The following is a 14,040-nucleotide window of genomic DNA, read 5'->3' on the forward strand; positions in this document are numbered from 1 at the left end:
CGCATGGTGCAACCCACCTTGCGGGCTCTGCGATCACGGTGGGGGTGTCGGCGTGTGTGGCGAAGCAAGTGACAAGACCGGTCAGGAATCGAGAAGCCCCGGCCACCGAGCAGCCCCTAGCGTGATGGCCATGGCAATCACCGCTTCCACCGCTTCCAGCACCTCCATCGCGTCCGTCACCCTTGAGGTGGCCGATCCCGAGGGCACTCGCCGCTTCTACGCCGCCTTCGGAGTGGACACGCGCATACGCCTGCGAGCGTCCGAGGCCCACTCCACCGGATTCCGCGGCTTCACCCTGGCTCTCACGGTGTCCAGGCAGGCCACCGTCGACAGCTTCGTCGGCGCCGCCCTGGACGCCGGCGCCACAGTGCTGAAGCCCGCCGCGAAGTCGCTGTGGGGCTACGGCGGCGTCGTTCAGGCCCCGGACGGGACGATCTGGAAGGTCGCGACCTCGGCGAAGAAGGACACCGGCCCGGCCACCCGTGATATCGACGAGGTCGTCCTCCTGCTCGGCGTCGAGGACGTGAAGGCCAGCAAGCAGTTCTACGTCGGCCGGGGCCTGACCGTGGCCAGGAGCTTCGGCGGCAAGTACGCCGAGTTCAGCTGCGACAAGTCCAGCCCCGTCAAGCTGGGGTTGTACAAGCGCCGCGGACTGGCCAAGGACCTCGGTGTCCCCGCCGAGGGCACCGGCTCGCACCGCATCGTCCTCGGCAGCACCACCGGCCCCTTCACCGACCCCGACGGATACGCCTGGGAGGCCGCCGGGTCGCTCGCCCCCACGCCGTCCACGGCACCTGCACTTTCCTGACTCACGGCCGCGCACTCCCGCCCCGCCCCCTCATTCCCTGTACGAGAGGAAACCCGCCACGCAGTCCACGAGGTCGTCCGCCGAGAACTCCGACATGACCGCTGAGCAGTACAACGGATTCACCGCCGAGGAGCGGGCCGCGATGAAGGAGCACGCGCAGGAGCAGAAGAAGGCGGCGGCGCGGCTCGGTTCGTCCCAGGCGGAGAAGGAGGCGGCAGCGGAACGGGACGCGCTCGCGAAGATCGCCGAGATACCGGAAGCGGACCGGGTCCTCGCCGAGCGGATCCACGACATCGTCAGGACCGCCGCTCCGGACCTCACGCCCAAGCTCTGGTACGGGATGCCCGCATACGCCAGTGACGGCAAGGTCCTCTGCCACTTCCAGAGCGCGCAGAAGTTCAAATCGAGGTACGCCACACTCGGCTTCAGCGACCAGGCGGCACTCGACGACGGCGCCATGTGGCCGACCTCCTACGCCCTGAAGGAGCTGACCGCAGCCGACGAACAGCGCATCAGCGCGCTGGTCACGAAGGCGGTGGGCTGAGGATTCAGCCGAGGCAGAACCAGCAGGGAAAGTGCCCGAGCCGCGGAAGGCGTTCACACGCTGGACACAGCGCGCCGCCACGGCCCGGCTGCGCGTTCGGCATTCGGTCGCCCAGCGGCATGCAGGCGCCAACCACTACGAACGACGCGGACACAGCCCCTGAAACTGCCCAGAAATCAGCACGGTGGATGGTGGCGGTCTTCTCGTAGCGGGTGGCGATGCCTCGCCGCTGCTTGAGGCGGTTGATGCACCGCTCGACGGCATTGTGCGGATGTTTGCGGTCTCGGGCGCGGTTGCGGTCAAGGTGTCAGGGGTGTGAGCACCTGGTTGTGAGTGTGCTGGTAGATCACGGAGGTGCGGAAGCCGATGACTTCCCGACGTTCGGTGAACTTGTCCATCAGGAAACCGTGGAGGTAGTCGACGCTGGGCACGGAGACATGCACGATCATGTCGTCCCCGCCCGTGACGACGTAGACAGCACTGACCTCGGGCAGTGCTGCGGCATAGGTTTTGAAGGTCTGTATGACCGCACGACTCAGCGGGCGCACCTGGAAGTGGATCAGTGCCTGCACGTGACGGTTGAGGGCTGCGGGGGCCACTGCTGCGTGGTAGCCGGTGATGACACCTCGGGCTCGCAGCGCTCGAGTCCGCTCAAGGCAGGTGGATGGAGCGATTCCCAACGTACGGGCGAGGTCGCGGTTGGTCTGCCGAGCATCGCGTTGCAGGTGCTCCACGATTGCCGAATCAAGTTCGTCCATGCGGCAAGTATGCGACCCCCGCCGAATCTTCTTCGGTCACGGGCCCGTCACTTCAGCGATGCGGATAGCTTCGGGCCATGAAGACCGCACATCACGCATCCTCGCCAAGCGAATCGACCGGCGCATCCCACGAGTTGGTGCAGGTGCTGCGCGGTCGTCGCAGCGGGCTGGCGATCACCCTCGCGATTCATTCCACCGCTCTGGGCCCGGCGGCCGGTGGATGCCGGATCGCTCACTACCCGAACCTTGCCGCCGCCATCGACGACGCTCTGCGCCTGTCGACAGCCATGACGGAAAAGAACGCGTTGGCCGGCCTGGAGCACGGAGGCGGGAAGACCGTCGTCGCCCTGCCCACCGAGGACCCGCTCACCGGAGCCGAACGCACCGCCCTGCTGCACGACCTCGGTGACGCCATCGCCTCGCTCGGCGGCAGTTACATCGCGGGCCCCGACATGGGAACCAGCGCCTCCGACATGGCGGTGATCGGTGAACGCACCTCCCACGTCTGCTCGCGGCCGGTGGAAGCCGGCGGCAGCGGCGACTCGTCCCGGCACACGGCGCATGGCACCCTCGCGGCACTGAGGGCGGTGGCCGAGGAGGCCTTCGGAAACCCTTCCCTCGCCGGCAGGACGATCGGAGTGATAGGCCTCGGTGCGGTCGGCAGCGAGGTGGCCCGACTCCTGCACGACGCCGGTACGCGGCTGGTCGTGACCGACATCGACCCCGCCAGACGTCGTCTTGCCGACGAACTGGGCGCGTCCTGGAGGCAACCGGAACAAGCCCTCACCATGAACGTCGACATCCTTGTGCCGGCCGCGCAGGGTGGCCTCCTGACCGCCCGGTCCGTTCCGCTGCTCCGGTGCGCCGCCGTCGCCGGCCCCGCGAACAACCAACTCGACGTACCCGCGACCGCCGAACTCCTCGCCGCCCGCGGCATCCTGTGGGCCCCCGACCCGGTCGTCAGCGCCGGAGGGGTCATCCACGCCACCAGCGTCGAACTCCGGCAGGAGCCCGAGGAGCGTGTCACCGAACGCGTTCAGGGCATCGAAGCCACCCTTCGACGCGTCTTCCGAGTGGCGCGCAGCCAAGGCGTCACTCCCGCTGCCGCGGCGACGCAACTCGCGGAGAGTCTCCGACTCAATGCGTCCGCCAGCGGAAGTGCGCAGACCGTCGCGGGCCCCCGCCCAGGTCCGGACGACAACGGTGACGGCCTGTCGCCTCGTTGGGTCGGGGTGACCGTGGACTGCCTCGACGTGGAGAAGGTGGCCGCCTTCTGGAGTGCGTTGCTCCACCGAGGCAAGGGGCCGTCCCAGGCGGGCTGGGTCTACCTCGGCCACGTCGACGACGCGCAGCCCCGCCTCGTCTTCCAGCCTGTCACCGAACCACAGCAAGGCAAGGTCCGCCTTCACCTGGACATCGCCGTCACGGACATCGAGAAGGGCATCGCCCGAGTCCTAGCCCTCGGCGGCCGGGAGACCGGTGAGCGCCACGAGTACGAGGAGGGCGTGGTCGTCGTCATGGCCGATCCCGAGGATCACGAGTTCTGTCTGAGTCAGTTCTACTGAGTCGCTCCGTGTCGAGGCAGTCCGTCTTCGTGCTCGGTCAGCCGAGTGAGGTGAGGTCGCCCGTCGGGGGCGGCGGCGGTGGAGCCGGGGACCCTCGGTCACCAAGGACAGCCGTGGCCTGTGTCCCGCCTGGTGGGCGCCCGGCTGTCTGCCGCGTGGGTCCTGACGCGGCTCACTGGTCGGCACGGGCTGGTCGGTCAGCACGGGCTACTGCGACGCGGCGCGGCGATCCGAGAACCCGCGCCCTCACCGGCACCTGCCGTAGCCCCTACCGCACCGCTCCCCCATCCTGGGCGGCCGAGGCGTACGACGTCGTCCGCTATGCCGCCCACGGGCCTGCCGCTCCCGGCGGCGACGAACACGACTCGCTGCGCGCGGAGTTGTTGCGCAGGCCGTCGCAGGCTCGCGTAACCCGCCGGTACAGGACGGCGGCTGGTTCCTCTACCGGGCGGAGGGCGCGAGCCAGGTTGGTGGCCCGGCACGACGATATCGGCAGGACCGCCTGGATCGGTGGGCCTCTAGAGGTCCTCCGGCGTCCCCAGTCCCGTCAGCGCGCCCACCGGGTCCAGGTCGGGGGTGCCTCTGGGCCACCAGTCGTCGTGGCCCGGTTCGGACTCGTAGGCGTACCACAGGCCGTCGCGGCCCAGCCGGAGCTGGACATGGCCGCCGGGGTGGGTCAGGTGGTTGCGCCACGGCCGGAATGCCGGGAGGTCGGCGGCCAGGAGCAGGGGTCTGGCCCGGTCGAAGCGGCCGGCCGGCGGATCCCAGGGTTCCTCCAGCACGGCCAGTCCCTCCGGGCCGCCCTGCCGCCAGGCGGCGACCGCACGCGCCAGGTCGCCCGGGGTACGGCCGACGGCGTCCGCGAGCGACGCGTAGAGGGCGCGGGTGGACGCGGTCAGGCCGGAGCCGGGGCGGGCCGCGGCGAGGCGTACCGCGTCCTGCCAGAGGGTCAGTTCGCCGACCGGGTCGCGTCCGGTGGCGAGCAGGGCGTGGGCGCGAGCGGCGGCGTCCGTGGCGAGCTGGTCCAGCGTGAAGGGGTCGGGTCCGCCGGGCACGCCTGGGTACACCGGAGGCTGCTCGGGGTGCGGCGGAACCGGCAACGGGGGTGGCAGCGGCGGGAGTTGACGCGCTACGAGGGCCTCGGTGGCCCGGACGCCGGGCAGGGACACCGGCTGCCGCTCCCGGGCCGCGCGGGCGGCGTTCCGCCTGGACAGCGCGTCGAGTACCTCGCGCTCCCCGCGGCCGCGCAGCAGAAGCAGCACGAACGGGTCGGCGTCCAGCAGTCGCGCGGTCTGGTAGCAGAGGGCGGCCGCGTGCTTGCAGGGATGACCGAAGTCCGGGCAGCTGCAATGGGGTTCGAGCTCACCGGGACCCGGCAGCAAAGGCACCCCGCTCTCGGCGAGGGCCTGCGGCAGCTCCTTGTCGAGCAACGCGGCGATGTCCGCGGGCCGGTCGGCGGCGGCCTCAAGGAACCGCTCCCACTCGTCCGCGCCGAAGGTACGCAGCCGAACCTGCACGCGATACGGCCGCGGCCGGCTCCCCTGCACATACGCCAGGACCAGCCCGGGGGTCACGGTGATGGCGTCCACATGCCCCCGCTCGGCATAACTCCGCCCCCGCGAGAGCCGCTTGACGTCCAACGCCCCCTCTTCCAGCGCCCGGACCCAGGCGTTACCCCACCAGGTCTCGGCGAAGTCCGGGCCGGAGGCGCCGACACGGGAGTGGAGGGTGGGGAAGGAGGGGAAGGTCCGGCGTAGTTCGGTGTCGCGGTGGGGGGTGGCCATGGTGCGGGGCAGGCGAGGGGTGGTGGAGGTCGCCGCCGGGTCCGGGTGGCCGGCAGCCGTGGTGGGTGCGGGGGTGGGCGACTCCGGGTGGTCGGAGGGCGTGGCGGACACAGGGGCGCCCGGCTCCGGGTGTCCGGGGGTCATGGCGGACGCGGGGGCCGTCGGCTCCGGATGGCCGGGGGCCGCGCCGCACACGGGAACGGCTGGCTCCGGATAGCCGGGAGCCACGGCAGACCCCGAGCCGCCCGACAACGGACGCTCAGACGCCCCAGCAGACCCGGGGGCGGTCGGCTCCGGACGGGCGGAGGCCGCGGCGGGCGTGGAGGGAGTGGGATCCGTTTCGTAGCCCTGCGATGCGGCGAGGTGCGCGCCGTCCTCGTCGAAGGGTTCCGTCGAAGTTCCTTGATCTGCCGGGGCGGTGGCCCGCCCCGGCTCGTTCGGCTCGGAATCCTCCTTCGGCATCAGGAACGCGGTGGCCAGGAACTGCCTCAGGTCGCGGGCGCGACCGCGAGCCGCATCCGCCGGGACGACCGGCGACGGCAGCCGACGCACCGCGCGAGCCGGGGCCTTTTCCGAAGCCTCTGCCGCTGTCGCCTCGGCCCGCCGTGCCTCCGCGCGCGCCGCACGCAGCGCCTCGCGCGCCACGTCACCGGGCCGGGCGGCGCCCGGCCGTACGGCAGCCGGTGCCGGAGCACCGGTGTCGACCACCCCGGCATCCTCGTCGGCCTCGGGTTCGGCGTCCCCCTTCTCCGCCTCCTTCGCCGCGGCAGCCGCCCGCAGCGCCAGCCGCGCGGCGTCACTCGGCCTGGGCACCCGCGCCTCCGAGGCATCCGCACCCGGCGGAGCCGAGCCTTCAGGCCGCGCCCCGGCCGGAGCCGCCTCGTCGGCCCCGGTCCCCGCACCGTGTCCCCGCGCCGCTCGCAACGCCCGCCGTGCCGCATCGCCCGGCCGCTGCCCGCCCTCGCTCATGACGTCCTCCGGAGCGACACCAGGTCGGACAGCTCGCGGTCCGTCAGTTCGGTCAGGGCGGACTCGCCGGAGCCCAGGATCGCGTCGGCGAGGGCGCGCTTGGCCTCCAGCATCTCGGCGATGCGGTCCTCCACCGTGCCCTCGGTGACCAGGCGATGGACCTGGACGGGCTGGGTCTGGCCGATGCGGTAGGCGCGGTCGGTGGCCTGCTCCTCCACCGCCGGGTTCCACCAGCGGTCGAAGTGGACGACATGGCCCGCGCGGGTGAGGTTGAGGCCGGTGCCCGCGGCTTTCAGCGACAGCACCAGGACCGGGGTCGCGCCGCTCTGGAAGCGGTCCACCATGCGCTCCCGCTCCGGGACCGGTGTGCCGCCGTGCAGGAGGTCGACCGGGACCGCGCGGGCCTGAAGGTGCGCGGTGATCATGCGGGCCATGCCGACGTACTGGGTGAAGACCAGCGCCGAGCCGTCCTCGGCGAGGACGGTGTCGAGCAGTTCGTCGAGCAGGGTGAGTTTGCCGGAGCGGGCGGCCAGGCCGTCGACTCGTGTCTCCTCTTTGAGGTACAGAGCGGGGTGGTCGCAGATCTGCTTCAGGGCACCGAGCAGCTTGAGCACCAGGCCCCGGCGCGCGATGCCCTCCGCCGTCTCGATGGCGAGCATCGACTCACGGACCACCGCCTCGTACAGGGCGGCCTGTTCGCGGGTGAGCGGGACCGGGTGGTCCGTCTCCGTCTTGGGCGGCAGCTCGGGAACGATGCCCGGGTCGGACTTCTTGCGACGCAGCAGGAAGGGGCGGACCAGGCGGGCCAGCCGGGCCACCGCCTCCTGGTCCTCGCCGTTCTCGACAGCGCGCGCGTGCCGGGCGCGGAAGGACTTCAGCGGACCGAGGAGTCCGGGGGTGGTCCAGTCGAGCAGGGCCCACAGTTCGGAGAGGTTGTTCTCCACGGGGGTGCCGGTGAGGGCCACGCGCGCGGGGGTCGGGATGGTGCGCAGCGCCTTGGCGGTGGCCGAGTAGGGGTTCTTGACGTGCTGTGCCTCGTCGGCGACGACCATGCCCCAGGGCTGGTCGGCGAGCCTGGCCGCGGTGGCGCGCATGGTGCCGTACGTGGTGAGGACGAAGCCACCGTCGAGGCCGTCCAGGGTGCGGCCCTGGCCGTGGAAGCGGCGGACCGGGACGCCGGGGGCGAACCGGGCGATCTCCCGCTGCCAGTTGCCGAGCAGCGAGGCGGGGCAGATCACCAGGGTCGGTTCGGTGCGGGCCCGCTTGAGGTGCAGGGCGATGACGGTGATCGTCTTGCCGAGGCCCATGTCGTCGGCGAGGCAGCCGCCGAGGCCGAGCGAGGTCATGAGGTCGAGCCAGGCCAGGCCCCGCAGCTGGTAGTCGCGCAGGGTGGCCTGCAGTGCGGCGGGCGGCTCGGCGGGCCGGATGCCGGCCGTGAGGCGGTCGCGCAGGGCCGCGAGGAGGCCGACGGGGACCGCCTCGACGGTCTCGCCGTCCACCTCGGCCTCGCCGGTGAGCGCCACGGAGAGCGCGTCGACCGGGTCGAGCAGGCCCAGTTCGCGCTTGCGGGCCTTGCGTACCAGGGCCGGGTCGACAAGCACCCAGCGGTCCCGCAGGCGTACGACCGGACGGTGGGCCTCTGCCAGGGCGTCCATCTCGGCGTCGCTGAGCGGGTCCCCGCCGAGCGCCAGCTGCCAGCGGAACTGGAGCAGTTCCTCGCCCTCGAAGAAGCCTGTGCCGTCGGTCGCCGATCCGGGAGCGGAGCGGACCACGGCGGCCGCGGTGAGGTCCTGGGCCAGGTCCCGGGGCCAGTGCACGGCGACCCCGGCCGCCGCGAGCCGGGTCGCGGCCACTCCGAGCAGATCACCCAGCTCTTCTTCGGAGAGGGCGAGCACATCCGGCACGTCCTGCTCGGCCAGCCGGTCCAGCGGTGGCCACACCCGCGCGGCCCGGCGCACGGCCAGTGCCGCGTCCACCCGCGCGCGGGGGCCGAAGGCGGCGTCGGACTGCCCCGACCACAGCGCCGCCGCGTCGGTCATCAGGGTGGGGTCGGCCAGGCTGTGCACCTGGACGATCGCCGCTCCCGCGCGGTGCGCTCCCTCACCGTCGTCGAAGAGGTCGTACGCCGAGAGGTCGAGGCGCAGTGAGATCCGCACGCCCGCGTCCATGCCGGCGGCGACCTCCGCGGCCCACTCCTGGGCGTCGGGCAGTGGCTGGGCCTCGCGGGCGGCGAACGGCCTGCCCGCGGTGTGGGGTGCGGCCGGGGTACGGGGCAGGGTGTCGGCGACCGCGTCCAGGAAGGAGCGGATCAGCGCCTCAGGCTGGGGCAGCCGGAGCGGGCCGTGGCCGGGCAGCGGCACGGCGTGGCCCTCGGCGGGCAGGGCGGCGGCCACCGCGCGCAGGTGGGCGATGTCTGCGGGCTCCAGAGGCCCGGCCCGCCAGGCGTCGTGTCCGGCCGGGGTGAGGCCGGGCAGCAGGCGGCCCCGGGCGGCGAGCCTCAGCGCGTGCTCGGCGGCGGCGCCCCAGCAGGCGGTGGCGGGGTGGGCGGCCGGGTCGCGGCGGGCCCGGACGAGCAGCGGGAGGGCCTCGCCGAGCGGCAGGGTCAGCGCCGGCACCTGCCGACGGCGAACACCGGCACCGTGCCGTCGTACGACCGTCAGGTCATCGGTCGCGGCGCCCGGCAGCGGGTCGCCGTCCGGGTCCCAGAAGGCGATGCGGCCCTGGCGCGGGAGGTCGGCGGGCAGATAGATCGCCGCCAGGCGCAGGGGGACGCCTTCAGGGGCCTCGGTCACCGTGCCACCCATACGTTCTGCCACCTCCTGCCCACATCTCGGATCAGACGTCTTCGACTGTACGGGCGGGGTCTGACAACCGGCCCCGGTGACCGGCCGGGGGCCGTCTCTACGGCACGGTGCGTGAGACGACGTAGATCATCGGGTAGTTCGGGTCGGCCGTGTTCACGACCACGTCCTGGGTGGGCGCCGGGTTCTTCTGCTTTTGCGTCAGGCCCGACCAGGCACCGGGGGCGGTGAACTTCCAGCCGGTGACCTTCTGGTCGCGGGTGCTGATGCTGATGTCGTCCTTCTTGAGGTCGTCCCGCTTGACGCCCATGCCCTCCAGGAAGCTGTCCAGTCCGGCGCTGTTGGTGCGGAACTGGACGTAGAGACGGCTGGTCTTCCAGTTGTTCGTCTCGTAGTACGCGATCTTGTCGGCCGGGTGCGGGACCGGCACCTGGTAGAGCCGCCGCTGCACCTTCGACGGCCAGCCCGCGCTGAGGCCGGTCGCCGAGTACTTGGACTCCTTGTCCTTGCCGCTGTTGCGGCTCTGGTTGGCGGAGATCACCAGATAGCCGGCGGGTACGCCGATGAGCAGCACGATGATCAGCAGCGTCAACGCCCGGCGACGCGCCTTGTGGCCGGGGGTCTCCGGCGGGTGGTGCGGTTCGTCCGGGGGCACGGCCTGGCTGGGCAGCGAAGCGGTCATGCGCTGTCCCGCGTACGGCGGGCCTCCGCGAACCGCTCGTAGCGCTCGTACCGCTCGACCCGGCGCCGCTTGGCGCGCCGGAAGCGGCGGGCGACAAGGCGGGCGAGGTCGGCGGCGCCGACCATGCCTGCCTCGGGGCCCAGCTGGGCGCGTGCGATCCGGGCCTCGGGGCGGTAGCCGCGGCCGGTCAGCTGGCGCTTGAACGCGTCCCGCGCGGGGCCGATCAGCAGGTCGTCGGCGGCGCTCACGCCACCGCCGATCACGAAGCAGGACGGGTCGAGGGCGGCGGCGAGGTTGGCGATGCCGACGCCGAGCCACTGGCCGATGTCCTGGAGCAGCTCGACGCACATGGCGTCGCCCTCGCGGGCCAGCTCGGTGATCATCGGGCCGCTGATCTCGTTGATGTTGCCCTTGACGTGCTCGATGATCCCGTACGCCACCGGGGAGTCGGCCGCGGCCAGCTCCTTGGCCTCGCGGACCAGCGCGTTGCCGGAGCTGTACTGCTCCCAGCAGCCGCGGTTGCCGCACGGGCAGCGGTGGCCGCCGGGCACGACCTGCATATGGCCGAACTCGCCGGCGACACCGTACTTGCCGCGCTTGACCTGGCCGTCCTCCAGGATGGCGCCCCCGATGCCGGTGCCGAGAGTGATCATGACCAGGTGGTCCTCGCCGCGGCCGGCGCCGAACCGCCACTCCGCCCAGGCGGCGGTGTTGGCGTCGTTGTCGACCAGGACGGGAACCGCCAGGCGGCCCGAGAGGCGGTCCCTGAGGGGCTCGTTGCGCCAGGACAGGTGGGGCGCGAACAGCACGCGGTTGCGGTCGGCGTCGACCCACCCCGCCGCGCCGACGCCGACCGCGTGCACGTCGTGCCGGTCGGACAGGTCCAGGACCAGCTCGACGATGGTGTCCTCGACGACCTTGGGGCTCTTGGACTTGTCCGGCGTCTCCGTGCGGAGTTTCTCCAGGATGTTGCCGTCGGCGTCCACTACGCCCGCCATGACCTTGGTGCCGCCGATGTCGATGCCGACGGTGGGGACACGGGGGGCCGTCAGGTGGGACCGGCGCTCCCTTGTGCCGACCGTTCGCAGGACGGGGGCTCGGCGGGAGCCTATGGGGGCGGTGAGGTCGCGGTAGGTGCTCATCGGGCTTGATTCTGCCGCACGAGAAAGGGTGGCGCCGTTCAGGGGAGATAAGGAGCGGGGCATCGCCGTCACCGGGTAACGGTCGTATGCGGCTGGTCGCGCCCACGCGGCGGAGCCGCACATGGATACGCCCCCGCCCCTTTCAGGGACGCTGCAACTCGTGGCGTAGAGCGTCGAGGTCGCTTCCACCAGCCATCTGGCCGGTCAGTTCTTCCAGCGTGATCTGGTCACGTGTGTAGCTCCCCACCATCGTGCCCCTCTTCAGCAGCACAAAGCGATCGCCCACCAAGTACGCGTGATGCGGATTATGGGTGATCAACACAACACCCAACCCCTGGTCCCGTGCCGCCGCCACGTATTTCAGCACCACACCGGACTGCTTCACTCCGAGTGCAGCCGTCGGCTCGTCCAGGATCAGGACCTTCGCGCCGAAGTAGACGGCCCTCGCGATCGCCACGCACTGGCGTTCGCCGCCCGACAGGGTGCCGATGGGCTGGTCGACGTCCCGGAGGTCGATGCCCATGCGGAGGAGTTCGGTGCGGGTGGTTCGGCGCATGAAGTCGACGTCCAGGCGCTTGAGGAGGCCCTTGCGGGGTTCCGAGCCGAGGAAGAAGTTGCGCCACACCGGCATCAGCGGGACCACGGCCAGGTCCTGGTAGACGGTGGCGATGCCGCGGTCCAGGGCCTCGCGCGGGGAGGCGAGGGTCGTCTCCTCGCCCTCGATGCGCAGGCTGCCGCCGTCGTGCCGGTGCAGGCCCGCGACAATCTTGATCAGGGTGGACTTGCCGGCTCCGTTGTCGCCGAGGACGCAGGTGATCTCGCCCGCGTGGACCTCCAGGGAGACCCCTTCCAGGGCGCGGACGGTGCCGTAGTGCTTGCTGACGTCGGTCAGCTGGACGAGGGTCATGCGGTGGCCTCCGCGCGCTTGCGGACCCAGGTGTTGAGCAGGGTCGCGAGGAGCAGCATCGCTCCGAGGAAGAACTTGAACCAGTCGGGGTTCCACTCGGCGAAGACGATGCCCTTGCTGGTCATACCGAAGATGAGCGCCCCGACCGCCGAGCCGACGGCACTGCCGTAGCCGCCGGTGATCAGGCAGCCGCCGATGACGGCCGCGATGATGTAGATCAGCTCGGTGCCGACGCCCTCGCCGGACTGGACAGCGTCGTAGGAGAAGAGCAGGTGCTGCCCGGAGATCCAGGCGCCGAGCGCGACGCCCATGTAGAGGCCGATCTTGGTCTTGGTGACGGGGACGCCGACCGCGCGGGCCGCGTCCTGGTTGCCGCCCACCGCGAAGATCCAGTTGCCGGCGCGGGTGCGCAGCAGGATCCAGGATGCGATCGCGACCAGGGCGAGCCACCAGAGGATCGTGATCTTGAAGTCGACTCCGCCGACGGTGAGCGTCGAGGCGAAGACCGCGCGGGCGGACGGAAAGCCCTCCATGTCGGCGATCGTCTTGGTCGAGACCGTCCCGTCGATCAGCTTGGTGAGGCCGAGGTTCATGCCGGTGAGCATCAGGAAGGTGCCCAGGGTGACGATGAAGCTGGGCAGCTTGGTGCGGGTGAGCACGAAGCCGTTGAAGGCGCCGATGGCGAGGGTCACCAGGAGCGAGACTCCCACGCCCACCCAGGTGTTCGCCGTCATCTGGTAGCTCAACATCGACGAGATGAGGGCGGAGGACGTCACCAGGACGCCCGCGGAGAGGTCGAACTCGCCGCCGATCATCAGCAGCGCCACCGGGACGGCCATGATGCCGATCGTCGAGGAGGCGTAGAGGACCGTGCTGATGCTGGACGCGCGCAGGAAGCCGTCGGCTGCCACCGCGAAGAAGAGGAAGACGGCGACCGCGCCGACGACCGAGCCCAGCTCCGGACGGGAGAGGAGTTTCCGCAGCGGAGAGCTCTGCAGAATCCTTTCGTCAAACGGGTGTTCCATGGTGGTGCTCATCGGGTGCCCCGCTCGGTGTACTTCGCCAGCGCGGCCGCCTGGTCCTTGGTGATGATCTGCGGGCCGGTGAGCACCGGCTGCCCGCCACCGAGGACGTCGCCGTTGTACCTGTAGAGCCACAGCAGGTCGACCGCCTGGTAGCCCTGGAGGTACGGCTGCTGGTCCACGGCGAAGCCGAGGGTGCCGTCCTTCAGTTCGGCGGCGACCTTGGCGTTGAGGTCGAAGGTGTCGACCTCGGCCGCGCTGCCCGCGTCCGTCTTCGCCTTCACGGCGGTGTCGGCGTACGGCGCCCCGAGGGTGACCACCGCGTCGATCGACCCGTCGGCCTGGAGCTTCGCCTCGATCGAGGACTGCACGTCGGGCATGTTGGTGCCGTTGACGTAGAGGTTCTCGACCTCACCGTCGAAGTTCTTCGCGACACCCGCGCAGCGCTGCTCGTGGCCGACGTTGCCCTGCTCGTGCAGGACGCACAGAGCCTTCTTCTTGCCGCGCTTGTTCAGCTCGTCGCCGACCGCCTGGCCCGCGATGGTCTCGTCCTGGCCGATATGCGCGAGGGCGCCGAACGCCTTGGACTCCTCGGAACCGGAGTTCACGGTGATCACCGGGATGCCGGCCTTCTCGGCGCGAGCGACGGCCGCCTTGAGGGCGTCGGGCTTGGCGAGGGTGACGATGATTCCGTCGACCTTCTTGTCGACCGCCGCGTCCACGAGCTGGGCCTGCTGCTGGGCCTCGTCGTCGTGCGAGTAGAGGAAGTCGACGTTGTCCTTGCGGGCGGCCTGCTCGGCACCGCTCTGCACGATGTCCCAGAAGGTGTCGCCGTCCCCCGAGTGAGTGATCATCGCGAAGGTCCAGCGGGGGGTGTTCACCGCCGCCCTCCCCTGGGCCGCCGCGGCGTTCCGGGCGTCCTCCGCCCGCTTGCCGCCGGTACTGCTGCATCCGGCGAGGGTGACGCTGAGCGCCCCCGCCACCGCGATGCCCACCCAGGTCCGAAACCGTGCCACGAGGCCGTGCCCTTCTTGCCGTGCTCATACGTGCGAGAGGGG

11 protein-coding genes and 1 pseudogene are annotated in these 14,040 nt (G+C 71.3%); 4 read left to right on the forward strand and 8 right to left on the reverse strand.

What is annotated here, in order from left to right; all coding sequences use genetic code 11:
* Nucleotides 1–35 precede the first annotated feature (35 nt).
* From ACZ7OO_RS29910 to ACZ7OO_RS29920, 3 genes and pseudogenes are all read left to right on the forward strand, one after another.
* A pseudogene (locus tag ACZ7OO_RS29910) lies at nucleotides 36–125 on the forward strand (AraC family transcriptional regulator); the annotation flags it as partial.
* Entirely contained in the window at nucleotides 125–808 is a 684-nt protein-coding gene (locus ACZ7OO_RS29915) for a glyoxalase (protein WP_471509414.1), read from the forward strand. The pseudogene ACZ7OO_RS29910 and the gene ACZ7OO_RS29915, both read left to right, overlap by 1 nt.
* A gap of 94 nt (nucleotides 809–902) precedes the next feature.
* A complete protein-coding gene (locus ACZ7OO_RS29920) occupies nucleotides 903–1,352 on the forward strand; it encodes an iron chaperone (RefSeq protein ID WP_471509416.1) in 450 nt (149 codons plus the stop codon).
* Nucleotides 1,353–1,651: 299 nt separating this feature from the next.
* Here ACZ7OO_RS29920 and ACZ7OO_RS29925 read toward each other — a convergent pair whose 3' ends face one another.
* Complete coding sequence (locus ACZ7OO_RS29925; protein WP_471509418.1) at nucleotides 1,652–2,110, reverse strand: Lrp/AsnC family transcriptional regulator; 459 nt, start codon at nucleotides 2,108–2,110, stop codon at nucleotides 1,652–1,654.
* Nucleotides 2,111–2,187: 77 nt separating this feature from the next.
* On the opposite strand from ACZ7OO_RS29925, the gene ACZ7OO_RS29930 reads away from it, so the two are divergent.
* Nucleotides 2,188–3,675: a VOC family protein gene (locus ACZ7OO_RS29930; protein ID WP_471509420.1), complete on the forward strand. Its 1,488-nt coding sequence runs from the start codon at nucleotides 2,188–2,190 to the stop codon at nucleotides 3,673–3,675.
* 518 nt (nucleotides 3,676–4,193) lie between these two features.
* On the opposite strand, the gene ACZ7OO_RS29935 is transcribed toward ACZ7OO_RS29930, so the two are convergent.
* The 7 genes from ACZ7OO_RS29935 to ACZ7OO_RS29965 all read right to left on the reverse strand — a co-directional run bounded on the left by ACZ7OO_RS29935 (nucleotide 4,194) and on the right by ACZ7OO_RS29965 (nucleotide 13,998).
* On the reverse strand, nucleotides 4,194–6,272 hold the full coding sequence (locus tag ACZ7OO_RS29935) for an SWIM zinc finger family protein (protein ID WP_471509422.1): 2,079 nt from the start codon (nucleotides 6,270–6,272) through the stop codon (nucleotides 4,194–4,196).
* Nucleotides 6,273–6,424: 152 nt separating this feature from the next.
* Nucleotides 6,425–9,232, reverse strand: coding sequence for a DEAD/DEAH box helicase (locus tag ACZ7OO_RS29940; protein ID WP_471509424.1), 2,808 nt, complete (start codon nucleotides 9,230–9,232; stop codon nucleotides 6,425–6,427).
* A gap of 97 nt (nucleotides 9,233–9,329) precedes the next feature.
* A complete protein-coding gene (locus tag ACZ7OO_RS29945) occupies nucleotides 9,330–9,911 on the reverse strand; it encodes a sugar kinase (RefSeq protein ID WP_471509426.1) in 582 nt (193 codons plus the stop codon).
* A complete protein-coding gene (locus ACZ7OO_RS29950) occupies nucleotides 9,908–11,053 on the reverse strand; it encodes an ROK family glucokinase (protein ID WP_471509428.1) in 1,146 nt (381 codons plus the stop codon). The genes ACZ7OO_RS29945 and ACZ7OO_RS29950 overlap by 4 nt, the downstream gene beginning before the upstream one ends.
* Nucleotides 11,054–11,195: 142 nt before the next feature.
* Nucleotides 11,196–11,960 carry an ATP-binding cassette domain-containing protein gene (locus ACZ7OO_RS29955; RefSeq protein WP_471509430.1) on the reverse strand — a complete coding sequence of 255 codons (765 nt, stop codon included), beginning with the start codon at nucleotides 11,958–11,960 and terminating at the stop codon, nucleotides 11,196–11,198.
* Nucleotides 11,957–12,985 carry an ABC transporter permease gene (locus ACZ7OO_RS29960; protein WP_471509432.1) on the reverse strand — a complete coding sequence of 343 codons (1,029 nt, stop codon included), beginning with the start codon at nucleotides 12,983–12,985 and terminating at the stop codon, nucleotides 11,957–11,959. Before ACZ7OO_RS29960 ends, ACZ7OO_RS29955 begins: the two co-directional genes overlap by 4 nt.
* 8 nt (nucleotides 12,986–12,993) lie before the next feature.
* Nucleotides 12,994–13,998, reverse strand: a complete 1,005-nt coding sequence (locus tag ACZ7OO_RS29965) for a sugar ABC transporter substrate-binding protein (protein WP_471509433.1) — start codon at nucleotides 13,996–13,998, stop codon at nucleotides 12,994–12,996.
* Nucleotides 13,999–14,040: the final 42 nt, after the last annotated feature.

This window comes from Streptomyces sp. NPDC111744 (assembly GCF_055634995.1).

Coding starts and splice junctions, on each gene's coding strand:
- ACZ7OO_RS29915 (WP_471509414.1), top strand. CDS start 125: ATGGCCATGGCAATCACCGCTTCCACCGCTTCCAGCACCTCCATCGCG.
- ACZ7OO_RS29955 (WP_471509430.1), bottom strand. CDS start 11,960: ATGACCCTCGTCCAGCTGACCGACGTCAGCAAGCACTACGGCACCGTC.
- ACZ7OO_RS29925 (WP_471509418.1), bottom strand. CDS start 2,110: ATGGACGAACTTGATTCGGCAATCGTGGAGCACCTGCAACGCGATGCT.
- ACZ7OO_RS29920 (WP_471509416.1), top strand. CDS start 903: ATGACCGCTGAGCAGTACAACGGATTCACCGCCGAGGAGCGGGCCGCG.
- ACZ7OO_RS29960 (WP_471509432.1), bottom strand. CDS start 12,985: ATGGAACACCCGTTTGACGAAAGGATTCTGCAGAGCTCTCCGCTGCGG.
- ACZ7OO_RS29945 (WP_471509426.1), bottom strand. CDS start 9,911: ATGACCGCTTCGCTGCCCAGCCAGGCCGTGCCCCCGGACGAACCGCAC.
- ACZ7OO_RS29950 (WP_471509428.1), bottom strand. CDS start 11,053: ATGAGCACCTACCGCGACCTCACCGCCCCCATAGGCTCCCGCCGAGCC.
- ACZ7OO_RS29930 (WP_471509420.1), top strand. CDS start 2,188: ATGAAGACCGCACATCACGCATCCTCGCCAAGCGAATCGACCGGCGCA.
- ACZ7OO_RS29940 (WP_471509424.1), bottom strand. CDS start 9,232: ATGGGTGGCACGGTGACCGAGGCCCCTGAAGGCGTCCCCCTGCGCCTG.